Source organism: Bombella favorum (assembly GCF_014048475.1).
In the GTDB taxonomy this organism is placed as follows: domain Bacteria; phylum Pseudomonadota; class Alphaproteobacteria; order Acetobacterales; family Acetobacteraceae; genus Bombella; species Bombella favorum.
The window spans coordinates 142,442-164,427 of the sequence record NZ_NWUS01000003.1 but is presented as its reverse complement, the minus strand read 5'-3'; the positions used below and the strand labels follow the sequence as shown (position 1 = coordinate 164,427).

The following is a 21,986-nucleotide window of genomic DNA, read 5'->3' as shown; positions in this document are numbered from 1 at the left end:
CTGACGAAAAGGAAGCGGCCTTTTTTATGTCTGGATGGTTTGTATGGCTGTTAACTTACCAGGGGACGAGTGTTGTGGAGAGACGTTTGGCAGTCTCCGGGCTAACCCCAAGGTCGTTACGGTTCCACCATCCGCCGCCGAGAGCCTGAAATAGCCCGACTGTATCGGATAGGCGGGTTACCTTGTCCTGTGCGACAGAAATTTGATCCTGCGCCACGGCCATGCGGGCTTGTGCCACGTCAATCTGACTATTATCCCCCAGCCTGTGTTGGGCCTCGGCGATATGTAGGGCCTGCGTGGCAGCATCAAGCCCGCCTTGGTCGGCCAGAAGCGTGCTGCCATCCAGCTCTACAGCATGAAGGCTGTCTGCTACATCACTAACAGCAGACATGATGGCCGCTTGGTAATAGTGCTTGGCTTGCTCGTAATTGGCCTTGGCCTCCCGTTGAGCATGAAGCAGAGACCCACCTTGGAAAATGGGCTGGGTGACAGTTGCAGCCAACATCCAGTTACCCATACCGGGCTTGAACATTTTGCTCATGCTATCGACAGCCTCACCCGGCAGGGCACTCAGCTGCACATTGGGGAGGCGGTTGACAATGGCGATACCAAGCTGTGCCCCGGCAGAACGGATCTGCGCCTGAGCAGAAGCAATATCGGGCCGCTGTGAGAGAAGCTGAGCCGGTAACGTAACAGGTAGCTGCTGGGGCAGGGAGAAGTCTTTTAGCTCAAAAATAGGGAGGTCCGCATTAGGGCTAAGGCCGACGAGGGCAGCCAGCTGGTCCCGGGTCTGGGCAAGTTGTGTCCGCAGCGGTGGTATGTCTGCCTGCAACTGCGCTAGAGAATCCCGCATGATGAGCTGGCTCTGGCGGGACTGATCCCCTAGCCCAACCTGATTCTGGTTGATGCGAACCATAGCCGTCTGTTGGGCGATTAAATCTTCCTTGGCACGTATCTGCTCACGGAGCCCGGCTTCGGTGATGGCCGTATTGACGATATTGGCGATCATCGTCAGCGTTGTTGCTTCCAGCTGGAAACGCTGGATATCCGCCTGTGCCTTGGCATTGCGGATAGCAAGACGGGACCCACCCCAAAGGTCGGGCACATAGCCGATATTTAGCTGTGCCGTATGTAGGTTGTAGAGCCATTCATTGTTGTTGGGGACGGGTGAGAGTGCCTTGGAGGTCTTGTTTCGTGTCGGAATGAACTGGGCAGAAATGCTCGGGTAGAGTGAAGCCCCCTCTACTCGACGCTGCTCCCATGCTGCCCGCAGGCCGGCCTGCATGGCTTTTAATGTCTGGTTGTTGGTCAGGGCCAGTTCCACCATCTGGTTAAGATGGGGATTCTGGAAGGCCTCCCACCATCTACCAGCAACATCAGCCCCGGAGATGAACTGCTGGCGGCCGAGGAGGCTATCCTTAGTCTTCTCCCGCCCTGCCTCAGATTGTGTGATGGCCTGCTGGCTATAGCCTGTCTGTTTAGGCAGGGGGGGAATGTCTTTGGGGGAAGGGCCAACAACGCAGCCCCCTAGCCCGACAGCCAACCCGCTGATTAAGGTGCTGGCCATCAGCAGGGAAGGGCGTACCCGCTCCAAAAGGGTGAAACATTGTTTCATATCAGGCCTCCTGCTCTTTCTGGCCCGTCCGGCGTTTGACCGTTTCTTCCAGCCGGCAGAAGCAGACAGGCAGGATGAAGAGGGTCAGCAGGGTGGCAATGCCAAGCCCCCCTACAACCACGGTTGCCAGACCACGTTGTACGTCCGTACCCACGCCCGTGGCCATGGCGGCGGGCAGCATGCCAACACTGGCCACGGTGGCGGTCATCAAAACAGGGCGGAAACGCTCCGTTGCCCCCAGCCGGGTAGCTTCCCTGATGTCGCCGCCTTCACCGAGATGACGGTTGATGTTGGAGACCATAATGATCCCATTCTGAATAGCCACACCAAACAAGGCAATAAAGCCGACAGCTGTGGCGATATTCAGGGTTTCGTCCCGTAGATGCAGGGCGATTAGCCCGCCCAGAGCAGCAAGAGGCACAATGCCGATGATGAGTAGCGCATGACGGAATTTTTGGAACTCCGCATAAAGTAGCCCCAGCATGACGGCAAACATGACACCAAGAGCCGCCACAAGCCGGACCTGGGCATGCTGGGCTTCCTGGAACGTTCCTGCCCATTCCAAGCGGAACTTTTGGTGGTCGTAATGGACGTTCTGGTCAATGAGCTTCTGGGCATCATCAAGGTACTGGGACATCGGCCGGTTGCCGTTATCTACTTGAAGGGTGATCTGCCGTTCTCCCATTTCATGGGCGATGCTGCTTTCTCCCATTTGGAGACGAATGCGGGCAATTTCGGCCAGAGGGATGGCACTGCCATCGCTCGTGATCAGGGGGATCTGCCCCAGAAGCTGAAGATTGGAACGCTGCGTGTTATCAATACGCAGGGTTGCATTATAGAAGCGGTCCCCTTCGATCACGCTGGTCAGCGGCTCATCGCCGATGGCACTGTTAATGACATCCGTCACGTCATTGATGCTGATGCCGTAACGGGCAGCCTTCAGCCGGTTCGGTGTGATCTCAATCTGCGGAATTCTAGGTTCCTGAAAGATATCCGCCTGGACGGTACCGGGTACTTGCCAGAGCTGCTGAACCACCTGCGCCCCCAGCGTCCGCAGTCCTGCCAGGTCATCACCATAGATGCGCATAACAAGTGGGCTATGCGCCCCGCCAAGCTGGTCGCTGAGGTTATCTTCAATCGGCTGGCTGATGGAGAAGGAAATACCAGCAATCTTATTGAGACGGGCACGGAGCTTCGTGATGAACTCAGCCTTGGTCTCGCCATGGGCCCACTGGTTGTAGGGCGTCAGGCCGACAGGCATCTCAATGTGAGAGGGAGTCCATGGGTCTGTTCCATCATCCGAGCGGCCAAGCTGGGTAATGGCGTAGGAGGTCTCTGGGAACTCCCGGACTGCACGGCGAATTTCTGAGGCTTTTTCCTGCCCCTTTTCCAGCGAAATGCCTGTTGGCATCTGAATCTGAAGCCAGAGTGCGCCTTCATCCAGATCGGGCAAGAACTCCCGGCCCGTTGTAACGCCAAGCGCGATGACTGCTACTAACGCTAGCCCCGCACTGACGAAGGGGATGACGGGATGATCAAGCAGATGGCGGAGCAAGGCGTCATAATATTTATGCAGCCAGTCTAGCGGCTTGTTGTGCCAGATGCGCCGTGGCTTACGCAGTGCCAGAAACGACATGGTGGGTGTTAGAGCCAGGGCGCAGAGCAGGGCACCAAGTAGGGCGAAGCTGACAGTCCAGGCCATGGGGCGGAAGATTTTTGCCTCGCTCCCTTCAAAAGCGAACAGTGGGCTGTAGGCCACCACGATGATGATAGTGGAGGCAAAGATGGCCCGGCCCGCACGGCGGGTGATAGCAAGGATGTCCGGCTGGTTCAGCGGAAGGGAGGGATGCTCCTCCCTGTGGCGGAGGATAACCTCGGTAATGACGATGGCCCCATCGACAATCACACCGAAATCCACAGCCCCTAGAGAGAAGAGATTGGCCGCCATGCCGCAGGCCCGCATGAGAATGAAGGCGAAAGACAGAGCAAAGGGAATGGTCACGGCCGTGATGGCAGCACTGCGTGGCGAACCAAGGAAGAAGGTTAGAATGATCAGCACGAGGCCGATCCCCTCCAGAATGGTTTCGCTGACCTTGTCCGTTGTAGATTTTACAAGGTTGTCACGGTCTAGGTACGGGACAATACGGATATGTTTGGGTTTGAGCTGCGTCTGGAGTTTGGCGATAGCTGTGTGCAGATCATCCAGCACCTGCGAGGGGTTGGCCCCTCGTAGCATGGTCACGACGCCTTCGATTGTATCGGGGTTGCCGTTCTTACCGAGCATCCCTTCACGGACCTGATGGCCAAACTCAATCCGCCCTAGCTCGGAGAGGAGAACGGGGACGCCATCATGATGGCCGATGACGGTATTGCGCATATCCTCCAGAGAGTGGATCTGCCCCACCCCACGGACGATGTAGGACTGCTCCCCACGGGTGACACGGCCGCCACCAGCATTGGCGTTGCTGTTGCGGATGGCATTCATCACATCGCTGATGCTGATACCAAAGCGGATGAGAGCATTGGGGTCGAGGATCAGTTGATATTCCCGGGTGAAACCACCGAAATTATCAATATTTACCACACCGGGTACCCGCTGGAGGGCGGGGATGATCTCCCATTTCTGGACATCAGAGATGGTCATGAGGTCCTGATCGTCCGATTCCACCGTGTAGCGGTAGATTTCCCCGCTGGCCCCGCTGATGGGGCCGAGGGAAGGCTGGGCGCCGCCTGTTAGCTGGAGGCCATCAAGCTGGCTCTGTACCAACTGGCGGGCCCGGTATATGTCCTCTCCATCCTTAAAGATAAGCGTGATGAGAGAGAGGCCGAATGTCGTGCTGGAACGACTTTCCACCACGCCGGGGACGGCTGCTAGCTCACGCTCGACAGGTGTGGTGACCTGATGCTCCATTTCCTCTGCAGCAAGACCATTGACCTGCGTCGTTACCAGAACACTGGCCGGGCCGAGGTCTGGATAGGCTTCCACGGGTAACTGTTTCCAAGCCAGCATCCCGGTGATGAATAGGGCAACGGTGAGAAAGGCTACAGCCTTACGGTGACCAAAGCACCATGTAATAAATTTCTCGATAAACATAGCTGCTCAGCGGCCTTCAGTAATCATTGAGCAGGATGGCCCCATGCGTGATGATACGCTCACCAGCCTTTAGGCCGGAGAGGATGCGCACGGACTCTCCCTCCTCGTAGCTGATGGTGATGAAGCGGCGGCGATAAGTATTGGGCGATGTTTCCACAAAAACGGAAACCTGATCATTATCCATAAGCAGGGCCGTTTTGGGCAGGATGGGTTGAGCCTGCTGGGTGATGTTCAGTGTGGCGGTGGTGAACTGGCCGGGGCGCAATATACCTTGCGGGTTATTGCAGCGCAGATAGAGGTTAAGGCGGCGTGTATCGGTATGGACAGTGCCGTCCAGTGATGTCACGGGGCCATGGCAGGCCTGGCCGGGGAAGGGGGCGTCCAGCGTCATGGTTGTGCCAAGCATGGGCAGGAGGGTATCCGGCAGGCTGGCTTGGACCCACACCGTATCCACGTTGGAGACATTCATTAGGACGGCTGTCATATCCGTTACGTTCTGGCCGACGCCGGTGGAGACAGACGTCACAATCCCGGAGACAGGGGCAAAGAGTGGCTGGTAGCCTGCATTGCCATCCGTACCGAGTGCCTGAAGGCGAAGGCGGGCCCGGGTTGCTTCGGCCTGTGCCTGTTCCAGATCATTTTTGGCGGACTGCATGTCCTTTACAGCATTCCCCCCAGCATTGAGCACGCCAACGGCACGGCGATAGGCCTGCCGGGTGAGGGTAAGGGTTGCCTGTGCTTTGTGGTCATCCGACCAAGCCTGTGCAAGGTCGCCAGAGTAGAGGATGGCAAGAATATCGCCTTTCTGCACATGCTGGCCTGTCTGCACATACAGGTTGGCTAACCGACCGACGACTGGGGAGTGGATGTCCACGCTCTGGCCGGGAGGGGTGATGATTTGGGCAGGGAGCTCTACCTGATGGGGAGAAAGGGTCTCCTGAACAGGTTCAATCGTGAGTTGACCATCCAATGGCCCGCCGGAGCGAATGCGCAGTAGGTCCCCATCGTGAGTAACGGCAGGGGGAGGTGCAGTCTCTATGGTGCGATGCGGGAGGAGAGACCACGCACCCCAGAGAAGTAGAAGAGCGATCAGGACGATGCCAGTAATAATAATGTTACGTGAGACACGCATTATTGGAATGTTCTCCGCTCTTCTGACTGCTTGGACAAAATTCGTTCCTTTCTGACACAGATGGAATGTTTTGTCACGGGATTGTATTTGTACCGTAACATTTGAACTTTATGGCAGTGGGGAGTAATTCAGAAATAGTATTGCGAGCCTATGAAAAAGGGGCCGCAATTACTCTGCAGCCCCTCCTATAAATATCCCGATGTCCTTGAAGAAGGATTAGAAGCGGTATTCGATACCAGCACCAACAACAGTAGGGTGGACATCATCATGAACACGCACGCGGCCACCAGTAATGGGGTTGTTGCGTGAACTCAGATGGATGCTCTGATTGAAAAGCAGAATCTGTTTGATATCAAAGTTGAAGAACCAATTGCCGACCAGCTGGTAATCAAACCCGAGATTGAAGCTAGGCCCGACGTTGGTCTTCATGTGCATGGCATTAAAAACGGCCCCATTATAGGCCCCACCAAGATTGGTAGCTGAATGCATGTTGTGGAAGATGGCTACCGTGATACCAAGGCCAGCATAGGGGTTGAAGCGCTTATGCGGGCGGAAATGGTAGGCGGCAGTCAGTGTCGGGGGGAGGATCCAGAAACTACCAGCATCCAGCTTACCCAGATTGCCAACATGGGCGGCGGCTTCGTGGCGAGTGGAGGAGGCAATGAGGTCCAGAGAGAGGTGATCTGTCAGGAAATATTCAAGCGTCAGCTCCGGCATAACCTGATTGGTTGCGCTCACATTATGGCGGAATGTGCTGCCGCCTGCCAGTTGCGCAGCGGGGGAGCTAGCATTAAGCTTAACACGGGAGCCCGTGTTGTTGGTAATCACACCGAGAGCGGAGAGGCGGACCACAAAGTCACCCTTGCCAAGGCCAATCTTAGTGTTGGCGCAGGTCTGGAAAATGCCGCAATGGTGGTCACCCGGTGCACGGAGATGCACGGAAGCATCCGGTGCGGCCTGCATGGTGCTGGATGTGGATACGGAGTTGTGGGCTCCCGGCGGCGTTGTCTGGGCAACGGCGAAGGAGACAGACCCAAGAGCAAACAGCGCGGCTGTAGCCATCCGGGTGAAGGTGCGGCTCATGTTTCCTAGAATCCTCAATGTGATACGACGGCGTGACGAAAATGGACAAAATGTAATTGTTCCTTCTCTGGCTATAGGAATGATCTTTCTCGAAAATCAAGAAAAAACTTATAACTGTAATAGGTTGTTTACTGAAAATGGTGGAAGATTGATCTAGATCAATTGATGGGCCATCCTGTCACTGTCATAGGGAACGTTTCTTTTAAAAGGGGCCATCAACCCGCTAATGCAGATATCGGTTATAGTGAGACAGGAAAGATATGATGGAAACAGGTCGCAGCCTCATGGACGCCGTGCGGGAGCGGTGCGGTCGCTGTTCTGGCCGGTCGCTTAGCATATGTAATGTCATTGATGACCAAGATTTGCCTGCCCTTGTAGCGGCGTCCTCCCGGGTGGTTGTCTCGTCCGGGCGTTGTTTCATTCAGGAAGGGGCCCCAGCGCATGATTTTTATGTGCTGACAGGCGGTAGGGCCAAACTGTTCACCCTTATGCCGGATGGGCGGCGGCAGATTGTCGGCTTTGCGGAGTTGGGGGATTTTTTGGGGCTGACCTCGTCAGAGACCTATGCCTTTACGGCGGAAGCCCTGGGGGATGTGACGCTTTGCCGCTTCCCTCATTCTGCTATTGATCGTCTTGTAGAGCGGTTCCCGCGTTTGCGTGGCCGATTGCAGAAAGAAGCCTCTAGCGAGCTCGTCAAAATGCAGTCACGGCTTATGGTGCTGGGGCGTAAGACAGCCCGGGAACGTCTGGCGAGTTTTTTAGTTGAACAGGCCAGCCCTTGTTGTGGGCATCACGCCCTGCATGATGAGCAAGAACCGATAACCCTTCCCCTGCCCATGTCCCGGACAGATATTGCCGACTATCTGGGTTTGACGATTGAAACGGTAAGTCGGACTTTCGGTCTTTTCCGAAAAGAAGGATTAATAAGTGTTAAGGGAGCAAGTTCCGTCACGCTTCTAGCGCCGGGAGTATTGAGTGATATAGCCAACGGGATAAAGCGGGACTGAGACGGCAATGGCCTAGGGATGGCCTTTTTTTAACTTTTTTGATGTGACCTCGTGGTGTAGTGACTAACCACGTTTTGTACTTTTCCAGGAGCTCCTCAAATGAAGATCCGCACTCTGCTTACAGCCACGCTGCTGGCATCATCCTTTGCTCTGCTGCCGCAGGCTCACGCTTATGATGCGAATGACCCGCTGGCCATTCAGAGCACCATGGATAGCGTGACGAAGTCTGTTCAGAACGAGAATGCCAAGCTGCATGCTCTTCAGGAGAAGTATGCTGGTGCCCCGGAACGTGCCCGTGCCCGTATCCAGAAGCGCATTGATGCTGTTAAGTCCGATCTGAAGCAGCGTGAGGAACGTCTGCACACATTGCAGGACAAGTACAAAAATCTGGCGGCAGATAAGAAGGCCGAGCTTCAGAAGAATATTGATGAGCGCAAGCAGCAGATCAAGGATATGCGCGACAAGTACAAGAACGCACCTGCCGAAGAGAAGCAGCGTCTTAAGGCTCAGTGGGATTCTCAGAAGTCCCAGTTTGATGAGCAGAAGAAGAGCCTGAAGGACATGCGCGACAGCACGATGCAGTCCGGCAAGGACTTTGTTCACTCCCTGAAGGGCGGTTTCTGATCCTTCCAGAGGATCAGTCCTAACAGGATAGAGTAATGAGAGAGGCCGCTCCTATTGGGGTGGCCTCTTGCTCTTTGGGGGGAGTGCCTCCATATAGAACGGGATTGAGATAGACGTTCTCGGGGCAGGGTGAAATTCCCTACCGGCGGTGTTGGCGGCTTTGGCTGCCTCAGCCCGCGAGCGCCCTGCATCCATGCAGGGGACAAGCAGACCCGGTGCAATTCCGGGGCCGACGGTTACAGTCCGGATGAGAGAGAACGTTCTTTTCCTGCATGCATGGGTGGGGTGTATGCCCTAACCTGCTGGAGGAAAAGGCGTGACGTCGCCGCGAACGTCCCTGAGATGATTGGGGACTGATGATGACAGATGTGTCGAGCGAGACACGAAGATTGAAAGAACCGCCTCTCCCGTTGGAAGCTGTGCGGGTCGGCTTTCAGCACGCCATAAAAGAGGCTGTGCAGAAAATGGGGGCAACGGCCCCTAACCCAGCAGTAGGTTGCGCCTTGCTGGATGGCGAAGGGCGTCTTCTTGCTGTAGGGGCGCACCCGGCAGCGGGGCAGCCTCATGCCGAGGTTATGGCGTTGGAGCAGGCTCGTCAAAAAGCTGTTCTGGAACGGGCCCGCATCGCTTTGGTGACGTTGGAGCCTTGCAACCATCATGGCCGCACTCCTCCTTGCAGCGAACAGCTAAAGAACAGCCCTGTACAGACCGTATGGATTGGTACCCGTGACCCTAACCCGCAGGCCATGGGTGGGGCTGAGTATCTAGCCGAAGGCGAAGCACCAAAAAATGTCCGGTTTCTCGCTGATGAGCCTGAATTGCAGCCTCTGGCGCAGGAGTGCAAGGCTCTGCTCGCCCCGTTTGCGTCCCGTGTGATACGGGGCCGCCCGTGGTTGACCGTAAAGCAGGCTCTGGATGGGCGAGGGGGTATGCTTCCCCCGCCGGGGCAGAAGACCTTCACCTCTCCTACGTCATTGCGTCTGGCGCATCAGCTTCGGCGGGCTTGTGATGCGGTGGTGACGGGGATTGGCACTGTATTGGCTGATGATCCTTCTTTTACCGTGCGGCATGTCGCCGACCATGAAGGACGAGGCCCGCGCCCTCTGATCGTGCTGGACCGGCAGGGACGTATGCCAATGGCGTGGCGTCAGGCACGGGAAGCAGACGGGTTCCACGTGGAACAATGCCGCGACTTGGCGTCTGTACCGGCCTTGCTTGGGCAAATGGGCGTCAACTGGGCCTTGATAGAGGCCGGCCCCGCCCTGCTGAAAAGTGTGCGGGAAGCCGACCTTTGGGATGATTGGTTGACCATTCACCATGAGGAGCATGGTGGAGATGATCAGCTATCCGTCACTCTGCGGAATGGACGTGATGGGAATGAAAGTCCGGTGCAGCTTTTGCGCCGCTATGGGGACTAAGGCAATGTTTTCAGGAATTATCGAACATGTTGGCGCTGTGCAGTCTGTTTCCTTGCGGGACAGGGCTATGGATGTACGGATTGCCACCCATTTCACAGACCTGACAGAAGGTGAGAGCATCGCCACCAATGGCGTCTGCCTGACCGTGACCCGTTTTACACCCGAAGGTGTGGTGGACTTTCACCTAAGTGGTGAAACATTGGCCCGCACGGCACTAGGTGAACTGGAGGAGGGGTCACGCGTGAATCTGGAGCGTGCTGTCAGTCTCAACACGCGTCTTTCTGGTCACATCGTGCAAGGGCATGTGGATGCCGTGGGGCGGTTGACGCATGTAGCGTCCGCTGGGGACTCGCATCATTTACGCATTTTTATGCCCGCCTCTCTTCGCCGCTATGTCATCGAGAAAGGTTCTATCACGATCAATGGCATCAGCCTGACGGTGAATGAGGTTCATGATGACCTACAGTACGAGGGGCAGGCAGGTTTTGAAATTAGCCTCATGATTATTCCCCATACATGGACACATACAGACCTTTCCACGCTGACCATCGGGGCAAAGGTGAATCTGGAAGTGGACATGATGGCTAAATATGTGGAGACACTCCTACGCTACACGCCCGAAGATGAGCTGCGCTATAAGGGAGGTGCCCGGTGAGTATCGGAATGTCTCCCGCTTTGCAGGCTGCCATTGCTGCTGTGCGGGCAGGCCGCATGGTTGTGATGGTGGATGATGAAGACCGGGAAAATGAAGGCGATCTGATTCTTCCAGCCCAGTTTGCCACGCAGGAAACCATCAATTTCATGGCCCGTCAGGCGTGTGGGCTGATTTGCCTCTCCCTTGAGGCAGAGCAGATAGACCGGCTTGGTCTTTCCCCTATGGTGGAGAAAAATCAGGACCCACGGGGCACGGCCTTTACCGTGTCCATCGAGGCCGCTCATGGCGTGACAACGGGTATTTCCGCTGCCGAGCGTGCTCATACGATTCAGGTTGCTTCCGCACCGGATGCGACACCGGCGGATATTATCTCTCCCGGCCATATGTTCCCTCTGCGGGCCAACCCTGATGGTGTGATGGCCCGGGAGGGGCACACGGAAGGGGCGGTGGACCTCATGCGGCTGGCGGGTCTGCGTCCGGCTGGTGTGATCTGCGAGATTATGGCCGAGGATGGCACGATGATGCGCCTGCCAGAGCTGCGGCGTTATGCGCATCGTCATGGTTTGCCGCTTATCAGCATTGCCGAAATGCGCCGCTGGATTGCGGAACATGGCCGAGGTGATGTCGGCGCTGTAGAGGTGACGGAGGTTCCGCTTTCGGAGGCGGATCAGCTAGCCGTGGCGGACCTGCCAACCGTATGTGGTGGGGAAGATATGCGGGTTCATGCTTTCCGTGGGGCCGATGGTGTGGAGCATCTGGCTCTCGTGAAGGGGAAGCCAGACCAGACTATGCCTCTGGTGCGTCTACATTCCGAATGCGTGACGGGGGATGCGCTGGGGTCGTTGCGTTGCGACTGTGGCCCGCAGCTGCGTGAGGCTCTCAAGCGGATTGCGGCGGCGGAGTCTGGCGTGTTGCTGTATCTGCGAGGGCATGAAGGCCGGGGGATCGGCTTGGCCAACAAGATACGAGCCTATGAATTGCAGGATCAGGGCATGGATACGGTTGATGCCAATGAAGCCCTTGGCCTGCCCGCCGATGCCCGCCGCTGGGATATGGCCGCCCATATGCTGGCCAGCCTTGGTGTGACCCGTTTGCGTCTGCTGACGAATAATCCGGAAAAAGAGCGTGGTCTTTTAGACGCTGGGCTGGCGGTGGAGGCTGTGGAGCGGCTGGTTGTGCCGTCTAACCCCTTTAACCGCCATTATTTGGAAACGAAACGCACCCGTATGGGGCATGCGCTACAGGAGAGCTGAACCATGAGCAAACATATCGCTACGGCCCCGGAAGGGCTGAAACTGAACCCAGCACCTAGACTGGCCCTTCTGGTCAGCCGTTTTAACCCCGATGTGACGGGTGGCCTGCGTGATGGTGCGCTGGAGTGGCTGAAAGAGCGTGGTATTGATGAGACTGTGGATGTCTATGAGGCCCCCGGTGCGTTCGAGCTGCCCATCATGGCCCAGCATCTGGCCCGTAAAGGCATTTATGAGGGGGTGATCTGCCTCGGTTGTGTCATCAAGGGGGATACGGCCCATTTTGAGTTTATCTCTATGGGGGCGACCATCGGCATCATGCAGGCACAGTTGGAAACAGCCGTGCCAGTCTCCTTTGGTATCCTAACCACTTATACGGAAGAACAGGCCGTTCTGCGTTCCCGTGCTGATGAACATAATAAAGGACGTGAGGCCGCCGCTGCTTGTGTGGAGACAGTGGCCTTCCTGCGGAAGTAAAGAACGCTCTTACAGGTATCTAGGTCTTGTTACGAGCTGGATACCTGTTATAGGGCTACAAGGCTCAGGAGGTCTGCGGCACGTTGGTGATCGGACTTTCAGGAAAAAGCCACATATTGCTGTGCGTTAGATGGCTCGGTCACCACGGGGTTATCCCCTGAAAAACCATGATACGGATGGGCGCATCTCATGGGCTTGTTCTGCGGGATATATATCGGCCTCCCCGTATGAGTCGGCATACGGGGAAGAGATTCTTTCACTGTTTTATGAAAATGACGATGTTGTCGTTCTCATCATCTTGTTTGTGCCGATATATTTCCTTGTAGGCGGATTTTATCCGCTCATTGAGGATTGCATTCGTGCTCATGTTCAGTCCGGCATTGCTGCTTCGATCCTCTCCTATGATGATGTAACGGGGGGAGAGGGCCAGAATACGCCGCATCTCTGTATCAGGGTCCACGGGCAGGGCTGTTTTTTCCGTATCGGAGTTGAGATGTGCGGAGAATGGCAGGCGTGTCAGAGGGCAGTAGGGCACAGCATCCAGAATGATATCCGGTCCGCCAAAGTTGAAGACACACCCTCCCGGTGAGGAGAGAAGACGGGTGATCTGCTTCAGGTCACGGGCTGACCCCATATGTCGGGCCTGCTTTATCTCAGAGAGATTGCGCTGCCCGCCCCACAGGACAAGGATAATCAGCCAGAGTCGGCCCATCCTTGCTTGCCACAGGGGAGCTGCATTGATGAAGAATGGTGCAAAAAGAGGCAGTGCGTAATGTTTGGAAAAACAACCGAATAGGATGAAGCCGGCAAAAGCTGCCCATGCCCAGCCTGTGATGAAGATGAGGCTCACCTTGGTGGGTTTCTGTTTAATGACCAGGGCACGCAGGATCATGATGGAAAGAAGAAGCAGAGTAATGGTGACAGCCCAGTGTATCCAGTGCCAGAAGGTTTTCCAGCTGTCATGAGGTGTCTTCTGCTTGAGAAAAATGGATGATACGTTGGCGAACCACCAGTCATGGAAATGTCCAATCCCGGCATAAAAACCGATCACGCAGAGCGTGGGGATGAGTGCTATTCCACACCAGAGGAATGCGTTGACCAAGATGGCAGACCATGATTTTGTCTTTTGATAGGTCATCCAGAGTAGGACAAGCCCGGCATAGATGCCCTCAAAAACGACGGTTGGCTTGATCTGTATGGCAATGCCGAAGAGGGCCATGACCAGAATACCAGTGCGATTTAGGCTTTTGGTCTGTTTCTGATCAAGGAAAGTCACGATGGCCAGCATGGCCCCTGTGATGAGCAGGTTATAGAAAACAGGAGCCTGCCCTCCGATCCCCTGCGCCCCGTTGATCCAGAGAAGATACAGGCATCCAGTCAGAAAGGCGCCTGTTTTTGGAGCGATGAAACGGGCCATCTTCATGCACAGGATGGAGGTAGCCCACGCACTTAGGAGAGCCCCTATCTGATAGGCCCATATACGGTAGGGGCCAAAAAGATGGAAAAATTCATAAATCAGGAAAAGACCAATAGGTTTCCTGTCCCAGACATCGACATACGGTATATCGCCATGTAGCATCCTGCCACCGACGAATAGATAAAACTCTTCATCAAAAAATATGAAAGGGTTGCCGAGTGCTGGATATCGGGATATTACGGCAACAATAAGTAACACAAAGTATAGGAATAAATTATTTTGCAATGTTTTTCTAGGTTGATGGCTGGAATGTGATGGCATCATGCTCAGGAGCCTTTTTGAGATAATAGAAATGTTTCTTTGACAACCTGCCCTGTGTTTTCTTACAGGAATGTTCTAGGAAAAGGAAGTTGTGAAGTTTATTTGGTGGATGATGAATGCATAGAAATTGTCTTTGCATAACGCTTTGGCATGGGCTGTCAAAGCGTTATGCTTTTGGGCGTAAGGTAAGATATTGGAATTAAATTGAATGTTTGTTTCCTATAAGAAAGAACGCCTGACGTGGTCATGGTGTGTCTTTTGGACTATCTTGTTCCTTCTGACTTGCCTGCATACAGGGCTGATTATTTTCCATCATGTTCCTTTGGATGTGAATGAGGGGTGGAACGCCCAGCTAGCCAGTCGTGCCGCCTCCTTGGCTAGCGCACATGAGCTCTATTCATCTCACGATGGTTTTGTTTTCAATAATTACCCTCCTTTATCTTTTATTCTTATGGGAGGGTTGGTGCGGTTGGGGTGCGATGCCATTGTCGCAGGCCGTCTTTTGTCCTGTCTTTCCGTCATTGTAGCAGCGTGTCTGATAGCGCAGATCATATGGAACCTGACAGGTAAGCTATCCGCTGCTTTTGCGTCGTCGGCTCTATTTTTGGCGACCGTCAATACGGCTTTTTATGGTTATTTTGGGATGAATGATCCGCAATGGATGGCACAGGCCCTGATGTTAGGTGGGTTATGTGTCCTGCTTGGCAGGGGCGGGTCGGACTTGGTTGTAGGGCGTCTGTTTCTGAGTGCTTGTTTGGTCGTTCTGGGGGGCTTTACCAAGCATAATCTTGTGGCTCTCCCTCTGGCTATGGAGCTTTGGCTGCTTTTTGTCAGCCCGAAAAAGGCGATGATCTGGGCCGTTATGGTGTCTGGGCTGCTGCTGGCGGGGTTTGTGGCCTTCTATGAGTTTTATGGGGTTAGTTTTTTTCAGAATATTTTTCTCCAGCGGCGTGTCATTCGGCTGGTGCGGGGTGTTCATGCCTTACGTGAACTGCCTCTCATGGGGGGAATGTTGCTGGTCGGTGTCTGGATATTTTGCCGACGGTGGAAGGCAATAAGTCTAAGAGACCCATCTGTGTTGATCATGCTGTTCCTGATTTTGGGCTGCCTGTTCGGTGTGCTGGAAGCCATGGGAGAGGGTGTTGATTATAATTGCGTCTTCGATGCCCTTGTGGCGGGGACGCTTCTATGTGGATTGGGGTTTGCTTCGTTGTTGTCAGAAGATGGGCAGGAATCATCCCTGAAATGGGTCTGCTGTATTCTGACACTCCCTTTGCTGGTGCTTGCACCTTTGCGGGGTGTGGAATTTTACAAGGAAGTCCAAACTGTTGCGCTGAAAGAACAAGAGTGGCAGACGCATATTGCGATGCTGAGAACGTATAATGCCTCTCTGCTCTGTACCGATATGGCTTTATGTTATTGGGCACATCGTCACGAAGCTGTGGACGGATTTAATTTCTCGCAGGCGTTAAAAAAGAATAAGGATGTCACCTACCTGCGGGATCAGATTGATCAGCACCGGTTCTCTATTGTTCAGCTCTATGGAACCGTTGGCCATTACAGCAGCGGTAACATCGTATTTGACAGCTGGCTGCATAAGGCCGGATACCGTCCCGTATCTGATAGCGGGCAGATGATTCTTCTGGGTCACGTTCATTAGATTAAGAGAAGACCCCCTATGTGATACGCGGTGCATTGTGGCGTTTGGCTGCGTATCGAGACTGGAAAGGCTTGTTATGATTGTTCCTGTTGTTCTCTCGGGTGGGTCCGGGACACGGCTGTGGCCGGTATCCCGCAAGAGCTATCCTAAGCAGTTCTGTGCGCTGCTGGGCAAGGACACGCCTTTTCAGGAAACTGTACAGCGTACGAAAACGCTAGGGCTGGAGGCGGAGCCTATTGTCGTGGGGAACCGTGAGCATCGCTTCATCATGGCTGAGCAGCTGCGGCAGGTGGGGATAGAGGCTGCCAGCATCATTCTCGAGCCCGTTGCCCGCAACTCGGCGGCGGCCATGGCGGCGGCGGCTTTCTGGCAGGCCCGGTATGATGAGGAAGCCATCCTTTGGTTCATGCCGGCTGATGCCGCTATTGAGAACCATGCCGCTCTCAAGGAGGCTCTGGATCAGGCTTGTGAGGCTGCCCGTCAGGATTATATCGTCACTTTCGGTATCCGGCCGACTAGGGCGGAAACAGGCTACGGATATATCCAGCAGGGCCGTCTTCTAGAGGGGCAGGAAAACACCTATCATATTGCCCGTTTTTTGGAGAAACCAGATGCCGAACGGGCAGCGCAGTTTGTGCAGGATGGACAGCATCTTTGGAACTCTGGCATGTTTGTGGCCCGGGCCCGGGTTTTTCTTGAAGAACTGAAGAAATATGAACCCACCATCCATGAGGCTGTGTCCCGGGCGGTTCAGAAAACGGATTGCGACCTTGGTTTTGTGCAGCTGGATGGAGACGCTTTTTCCCGGGCGCCGTCCATTTCGGTGGATTATGCCGTGGCGGAGCGCACAGACCGTGCGGCTGTCGTGCCGTCCGGTTTCTCTTGGATGGACGTGGGTAGCTGGGATGCCGTTTGGGAGCTGACACCGAAGGATGAGAACGGCAATGCCGTGCGGGGCAATGTGTTTTTGGACCGTGCCCGGAACTGTTACGTCAATTCCGATGGGGTTGTAGCGACCGTAACGGGTGTGGAAGACCTCATTATTATCGTGACAGGTGATGCCGTCATGGTATCGCATCGGGAGCAGGCGCAAGATATCCGGCATATGGTCTCACGCCTTCGTGACGAAGGACGCCCCGAGGCAGAGCAGCATGTCCGTATGTATCGCCCTTGGGGGTTCTATGAGAGCCTGATTCGAGGCGCTCGCTTTCAGGTGAAGCGGATCCATGTCAGCCCCGGTGAGAAATTATCTCTTCAGAAGCATTTTCACCGTGCGGAACATTGGGTTGTTGTAGCAGGCACAGCCCTTGTGACACGGGATGATGAGGAGATTACAGTTCGGGAGAATGAGAGCGTTTATCTGCCGTTGGGCTGTGTTCACAGGCTGGAGAATCCGGGGCGTATTCCTGTGACGTTGATCGAGGTACAGTCTGGCCCTTATCTGGGGGAGGATGATATCGTTCGTTTGGACGACGTCTATAAACGCTGATTTCTGCTTCTATACGAGGATGAAAACTGCTCGTTACTAGCAGAGCGGGCAGTTCTCCGGTAAAATGGCCTCGTCATTGAACATGCCTCCTTAAAAAGGCGGTCATTTTCTTTCCGATATGCTTATTGTTAACAAAATGGTAGCAGGTTTGTTGTCCGGAGCCGGGGAGGTCGGGTAAAGGGATCCCAGGCAGGATTGATGCATAAGGAGGCATGATGAAGGTTACAGTAACAGGTGGGTGCGGGTTCATAGGCTCTGCGGTTGTCCGGCACCTTATGAATAGGACCGACCATCAGGTCCTTAACATAGACTGCATGACCTATGCCGCCTCGGAGGAGACGTTGGCCGCTGTGGCGTCCGATCCACGGTATCGTCATGCCCGTATCTCGATTAACGATCAGGCTGCGGTAGAAGAAGCTCTGGAAGAGTTCCAACCGGATGCCATTATGCACCTGGCCGCTGAAAGCCATGTGGATCGCTCCATTGATGGCCCGGATGCGTTTATCCAGACCAACATCGTGGGGACATATTGCCTGCTGGATGTAGCCCGCCGGTACTGGCTGGGGCTAGAGGGAGAGAAGAAGGAAGGATTCCGTTTCCTTCATATTTCGACCGATGAGGTGTTCGGGCATCTTTCGCCAGAAGATCCCCCTTTCACTGAAGAAACGGCGTATGATCCTCGCAGCCCGTATTCTGCCAGTAAGGCCGCCTCTGACCATCTGGTGCGGGCTTGGTACCACACTTATGGTTTCCCGGCGTTTGTGACGAACACGACCAACAATTATGGGCCGTGGCATTTCCCGGAAAAGCTGATCCCCCTCATGATTATCAACGCGCTGGAGGGGAAACCGTTGCCCGTTTACGGCAAGGGTGAAAACCTGCGGGATTGGCTGTTTGTGGAAGATCATGCAGCCGCTCTTGTTCGGGCTGTTGAATGTGGCAAGCCGGGTGCGACCTACGCCATCGGGGCGAGACAGCCACGGAGCAACCTCGAGGTTGTCCGTAAGATATGCTCTCTGCTGGATGAACTGGAGCCGGATTCTGCTGGCCCACGGGAGCGTTTGATTACGTTTGTCAGCGATCGGCCGGGGCATGATTTCCGGTATGAGATTGACCCCAGCCATGCCGAGCGTAGCCTCGACTGGCGGGCAGAACATGATTTTGAGGCCGGTCTGCGTAAGACTGTTCAGTGGTATCTAGAAAACCGGTCATGGTGGCAGAACCTCCGAAACCAGCGTTACGATGGCCGTAGATTGGGAGTTAAGGCATGACAGGCACCTCAAAGGAAACCCCCGCTGCGCCGCTGACAAAAGGTATCCTCCTTTCTGGTGGGTCGGGAACGCGCCTGTATCCGATGACACTGGCCGTTTCCAAACAGCTTCTGCCTGTTTACGACAAGCCGATGATCTATTACCCCCTGACCACTCTGATTCTGGCAGGTATCCGGGATATCATGATCATCACCACGCCAGATGATAAGCCGCAGTTCGAGCGTTTGTTGGGGAGTGGCGAGCAGTTTGGTGTCACCTTCACCTATCGTGTCCAGCCCAAGCCGGAAGGGATCGCACAGGCCTTTCACATTGCCGAGGACTGGATTGACGGTTCACCTTGTGCTCTGATTTTGGGTGATAACCTCATCTTTGCAGATGAGCTGGAGCATATGCTGCGGAGTGCTGCAAAACGGCCTTACGGGGCTACTGTCTTTGCCTATCAGGTGCGTGACCCGGAACGTTACGGCGTTATCTCTTTTGATGAGAAGGGGCGGGCGCTGGATATTGTTGAAAAGCCGCAAGTTCCTCCTTCTCAGTGGGCGGTAACTGGTCTGTATTTCTACGATGGTCGGGTGTGTGAATTTGCCCGCAAGGTACGCCCCAGTGCACGTGGTGAGCTGGAGATTACAGACTTGAACCGCATATATCTCGAGGAAGGCACGTTGGAGGTGGACCGGCTGGCCCGTGGCTGTGCATGGCTGGATGCTGGTACATCCGATAGTTTGATGCAAGCAGGCACCTTTGTGCATGCCATTCAGTCCCGTCAGGGGCTGCTGGTCGGCTCCCCAACAGAAGCAGCGTATCGCATGGGCTTTATTTCCCATGAGAAGCTGTTGGAGACGGGCCACAAGATGAAAAAGACCCCACTGGGGCAAATGCTGCTGCACGTGGCGGCGGAAAATCGCCCGGGCAAGGTGTGAGTATAGGCGGCCTTTGGTGCTCTAGACCCCGCTTGTTCGGGGTTTGGAGGCCGGGTTGTGGAACGAGTAGAGACGAGGAGATGACGAGATGAAGGTTGAGGCACTGTCCCTGCCCGGTATCGTGAAGGTAACACCAGCCCGTTTTGGGGATAATCGCGGTTTTTTCTCCGAGACGTACAATCAGAAAAGTATGGCTGAAGCCGGAATCCCGGAGACATTCGTACAGGACAACCAGAGCCTGTCCCGCCAGAAGGGGGTTGTGCGTGGTTTGCACTGTCAGCTTGCTCCCCACGGGCAAGGTAAGCTTGTGCGGGTGACACGGGGGGCCATCTGGGATGTAGCGGTGGATGCACGGACAGGCTCACCGACTTACGGGCAGTGGGTTGGTGTCGAGCTTTCGGCAGAAAACTGGTCTCAGCTCTGGTTGCCGGTTGGCTTCCTGCATGGCTTTGTCACGCTGGAGGAGAATACCGAAGTGCAGTACAAATGCACCGGTTTTTATGACAAAGCCTCCGAGCGTTCCGTACGCTGGGATTGCAGCCAGATCGGAATTGACTGGCCAGTTGCCCCGGGTGAGGCTGTCCTCTCGGAAAAGGACCTGGAAGCGCCATCCTTTGATGCTGCTAAAGGCTGGTTTGAATATAAGTAATCCCCATTCGGGATATGTGTTTTCTGGTATGAAAGGGCCTCTATTGTGACGAAGCCTTCCATTCTTGTGATTGGCCGGACAGGCCAGCTTGCAACATCCCTGAAAGAACAGGGAGGGGATCGTGTTGTATCCGTTGGCCGGCCAGAGGCGGATTTTCAGGCACCGGAAACACTGGCTGCGGTTATTGATGCCTACCAGCCGGAGTTCATTGTCAATGCTGCCGCATGGACAGCCGTTGACCTAGCAGAGACGGAGCAGGAAGGAGCACGGCAGGGTAATCACACAGGCCCCGCCCGTTTGGCAGAAGAAGCAGCCCGCCGAGGAATTCCGTTCCTGCATGTCTCTACGGACTATGTTTTTGATGGCAAAAAGGCTGCCCCTTATTTGGAGAGTGACCCGGTTAATCCCGTTACGGTCTACGGGCGGACCAAGGCCGAGGGTGAAGTTGCGGTATTGAAGGCACAGCCGCAGAGCATCATCTTACGGACCGCATGGGTCTATTCGCCTCATGGTAAGAACTTTGTAAAAACCATGCTGAATGCAGGGGCGAAGAATCCTCGCCTGCGTGTGGTGGGGGACCAGCAGGGCAATCCGACCTCATCAGATGATCTGGCAACGGTGATTCTGGGCATTGTTGAGCACATCAAGCAGACTGGTTGGCAGGATTCCTATGCGGGAATATACCACGCCACGGGTAGTGGCGAGACGACATGGCACGGGCTTGCATACCATGTGTTGGAGGAGGCCGCTCGTCATGGTCAGCCCATGCCAGAGATAGAGGCTATTGCAACGGCGGATTGGCCAACACCAGCCGCTCGTCCGGCGGACTCTCGTCTGGATAATAGCAAGCTGGAGCGTGTGTTCGGGCAGAAAATGCCTGATTGGCGTGAAAGTGCGTCCCGGACAGTCAGGATTCTGATGAAGCCAGAGGGCTGATTTTAGTTTCCTTGTCTGTGATATGGAAAAGGCCGCTCCATTTTAGGAGCGGCCTTTTTTGTATCAGCCCGACCGCTTGCGGGATAAAAGACGCCATGCGGACCAGAGCAGCCCACCCCCGACGAGGGTTGCAGCACTATAGGTCGGCACGGGGCGGCGGCGGAAACTGTGCTTTGCCAGCATTTGGGCAAAGGAGATCATGACGCCTGAATCCAGCTTGCTTTCACCGTGGGCTCGGTCTCGGAAGGCCATGGGAACTTCCTTGACCCGCAAAGGCTTGGACCGAGCGATCATGATATCCAGCAGAATCTTAAAGCCTTTACCGTCTAGCTGGGCGGCACGATCGGTGAAGACGGAACGCTTGATGGCGAAAAAGCCACTCATGGGGTCTGTCAGTGGGACATTAAGCAGCTGGCGTGCCGCCCAGATGCCACTGTTGGATAGAAAACGACGCCAGCCGTTGGATAGTCCTTCATTGCTGCCTCCGGCGACATGGCGGCTTGCCACGGCGATATCGGCTTGGTCATCCCGCAGGGCGGCAATCATTGCGTGGAGGCAGCTTTCATCATGTTGGAGGTCTCCATCCATGACAGCAATTAAAGGAGCTGAGACGCTCAGTGCCCCCTCAATCACGGCAGAAGACAGCCCCCGCCGGCCAATGCGTAGCAGGCCCCGTACATAGGGTTTTTGCTGGGCCAGTTGGCGTACAGCGTCCATCGTGCCATCGGGAGAATTGTCATCTACGAAGACAACTTCCCACGCCATGCCGTTTAGAACAGTTTCTAGAGCATTTACGAGCGGGACGACGTTTTTAACCTCATTATAGCATGGGATGATGATGCTGATCTCAGGGGCGGTCATAATAAGTTCCATGTGAGGGGGTCTACATTACATAAAGTGGATGATAGATGAGCACAAGGTAAGGGAGTCCTTTTATGGGAGAGACCATGTCATTTTATTAATAAAGA

At 54.9% G+C, this 21,986-nt stretch carries 18 protein-coding genes and 1 riboswitch; of the genes, 12 read left to right on the top strand and 6 right to left on the bottom strand.

Translation table 11 applies throughout. The features are described from left to right. Window positions 1-55 precede the first annotated feature (55 nt). The 4 genes from CPA57_RS07685 to CPA57_RS07670 all read right to left on the bottom strand — a co-directional run bounded on the left by CPA57_RS07685 (window position 56) and on the right by CPA57_RS07670 (window position 6,924). Window positions 56-1,615 carry an efflux transporter outer membrane subunit gene (locus tag CPA57_RS07685; protein WP_182082222.1) on the bottom strand — a complete coding sequence of 520 codons (1,560 nt, stop codon included), beginning with the start codon at window positions 1,613-1,615 and terminating at the stop codon, window positions 56-58. A 1-nt stretch (window position 1,616) separates the two neighbouring features. After that, window positions 1,617-4,709 carry an efflux RND transporter permease subunit gene (locus CPA57_RS07680; RefSeq protein ID WP_182082221.1) on the bottom strand — a complete coding sequence of 1,031 codons (3,093 nt, stop codon included), beginning with the start codon at window positions 4,707-4,709 and terminating at the stop codon, window positions 1,617-1,619. Window positions 4,710-4,725: 16 nt separating this feature from the next. Then, window positions 4,726-5,841 carry an efflux RND transporter periplasmic adaptor subunit gene (locus CPA57_RS07675; RefSeq protein WP_182082220.1) on the bottom strand — a complete coding sequence of 372 codons (1,116 nt, stop codon included), beginning with the start codon at window positions 5,839-5,841 and terminating at the stop codon, window positions 4,726-4,728. A 216-nt stretch (window positions 5,842-6,057) separates the two neighbouring features. Further along, on the bottom strand, window positions 6,058-6,924 hold the full coding sequence (locus CPA57_RS07670; protein ID WP_229709340.1) for an OmpW/AlkL family protein: 867 nt from the start codon (window positions 6,922-6,924) through the stop codon (window positions 6,058-6,060). A 260-nt stretch (window positions 6,925-7,184) separates the two neighbouring features. On the opposite strand from CPA57_RS07670, the gene CPA57_RS07665 reads away from it, so the two are divergent. The 6 genes from CPA57_RS07665 to ribH all read left to right on the top strand — a co-directional run bounded on the left by CPA57_RS07665 (window position 7,185) and on the right by ribH (window position 12,355). After that, on the top strand, window positions 7,185-7,931 hold the full coding sequence (locus CPA57_RS07665; RefSeq protein ID WP_229709339.1) for a Crp/Fnr family transcriptional regulator: 747 nt from the start codon (window positions 7,185-7,187) through the stop codon (window positions 7,929-7,931). Between the two features lie 99 nt (window positions 7,932-8,030). Further along, complete coding sequence (locus tag CPA57_RS07660; RefSeq protein ID WP_182082219.1) at window positions 8,031-8,555, top strand: hypothetical protein; 525 nt, start codon at window positions 8,031-8,033, stop codon at window positions 8,553-8,555. A gap of 111 nt (window positions 8,556-8,666) precedes the next feature. Next, a riboswitch (FMN riboswitch) is annotated at window positions 8,667-8,818 on the top strand. A 93-nt stretch (window positions 8,819-8,911) separates the two neighbouring features. Beyond that, window positions 8,912-9,973, top strand: coding sequence for a bifunctional diaminohydroxyphosphoribosylaminopyrimidine deaminase/5-amino-6-(5-phosphoribosylamino)uracil reductase RibD (gene ribD, locus CPA57_RS07655; RefSeq protein WP_229709338.1), 1,062 nt, complete (start codon window positions 8,912-8,914; stop codon window positions 9,971-9,973). A gap of 4 nt (window positions 9,974-9,977) precedes the next feature. Further along, window positions 9,978-10,628, top strand: a complete 651-nt coding sequence (locus CPA57_RS07650; protein ID WP_182082218.1) for a riboflavin synthase — start codon at window positions 9,978-9,980, stop codon at window positions 10,626-10,628. 8 nt (window positions 10,629-10,636) lie between these two features. After that, a complete protein-coding gene (gene ribB, locus CPA57_RS07645) occupies window positions 10,637-11,881 on the top strand; it encodes a 3,4-dihydroxy-2-butanone-4-phosphate synthase (RefSeq protein ID WP_182082334.1) in 1,245 nt (414 codons plus the stop codon). Window positions 11,882-11,884: 3 nt separating this feature from the next. Further along, window positions 11,885-12,355 carry a 6,7-dimethyl-8-ribityllumazine synthase gene (gene ribH / locus CPA57_RS07640; protein WP_182082217.1) on the top strand — a complete coding sequence of 157 codons (471 nt, stop codon included), beginning with the start codon at window positions 11,885-11,887 and terminating at the stop codon, window positions 12,353-12,355. Between the two features lie 256 nt (window positions 12,356-12,611). Here the strand turns inward: ribH and CPA57_RS07635 are convergent, their stop codons facing one another. After that, window positions 12,612-13,934 carry an ArnT family glycosyltransferase gene (locus CPA57_RS07635; RefSeq protein ID WP_182082216.1) on the bottom strand — a complete coding sequence of 441 codons (1,323 nt, stop codon included), beginning with the start codon at window positions 13,932-13,934 and terminating at the stop codon, window positions 12,612-12,614. A 367-nt stretch (window positions 13,935-14,301) separates the two neighbouring features. Between CPA57_RS07635 and CPA57_RS07630 the strand changes: the two genes are divergently transcribed. The 6 genes from CPA57_RS07630 to rfbD all read left to right on the top strand — a co-directional run bounded on the left by CPA57_RS07630 (window position 14,302) and on the right by rfbD (window position 21,018). Next, complete coding sequence (locus CPA57_RS07630) at window positions 14,302-15,753, top strand: ArnT family glycosyltransferase (RefSeq protein ID WP_182082215.1); 1,452 nt, start codon at window positions 14,302-14,304, stop codon at window positions 15,751-15,753. Window positions 15,754-15,829: 76 nt separating this feature from the next. After that, entirely contained in the window at window positions 15,830-17,242 is a 1,413-nt protein-coding gene (locus CPA57_RS07625) for a mannose-1-phosphate guanylyltransferase/mannose-6-phosphate isomerase (RefSeq protein ID WP_182082214.1), read from the top strand. A gap of 215 nt (window positions 17,243-17,457) precedes the next feature. After that, complete coding sequence (gene rfbB, locus CPA57_RS07620; protein WP_182082333.1) at window positions 17,458-18,513, top strand: dTDP-glucose 4,6-dehydratase; 1,056 nt, start codon at window positions 17,458-17,460, stop codon at window positions 18,511-18,513. Continuing rightward, window positions 18,510-19,433, top strand: coding sequence for a glucose-1-phosphate thymidylyltransferase RfbA (rfbA, locus tag CPA57_RS07615; protein ID WP_182082213.1), 924 nt, complete (start codon window positions 18,510-18,512; stop codon window positions 19,431-19,433). The genes rfbB and rfbA overlap by 4 nt, the downstream gene beginning before the upstream one ends. Window positions 19,434-19,521: 88 nt before the next feature. Next, entirely contained in the window at window positions 19,522-20,082 is a 561-nt protein-coding gene (rfbC, locus tag CPA57_RS07610) for a dTDP-4-dehydrorhamnose 3,5-epimerase (protein ID WP_077396779.1), read from the top strand. 42 nt (window positions 20,083-20,124) lie between these two features. Beyond that, a complete protein-coding gene (rfbD, locus tag CPA57_RS07605) occupies window positions 20,125-21,018 on the top strand; it encodes a dTDP-4-dehydrorhamnose reductase (protein ID WP_182082332.1) in 894 nt (297 codons plus the stop codon). Between the two features lie 63 nt (window positions 21,019-21,081). Here rfbD and CPA57_RS07600 read toward each other — a convergent pair whose 3' ends face one another. After that, entirely contained in the window at window positions 21,082-21,879 is a 798-nt protein-coding gene (locus CPA57_RS07600; protein ID WP_182082212.1) for a polyprenol monophosphomannose synthase, read from the bottom strand. Window positions 21,880-21,986: the final 107 nt, after the last annotated feature.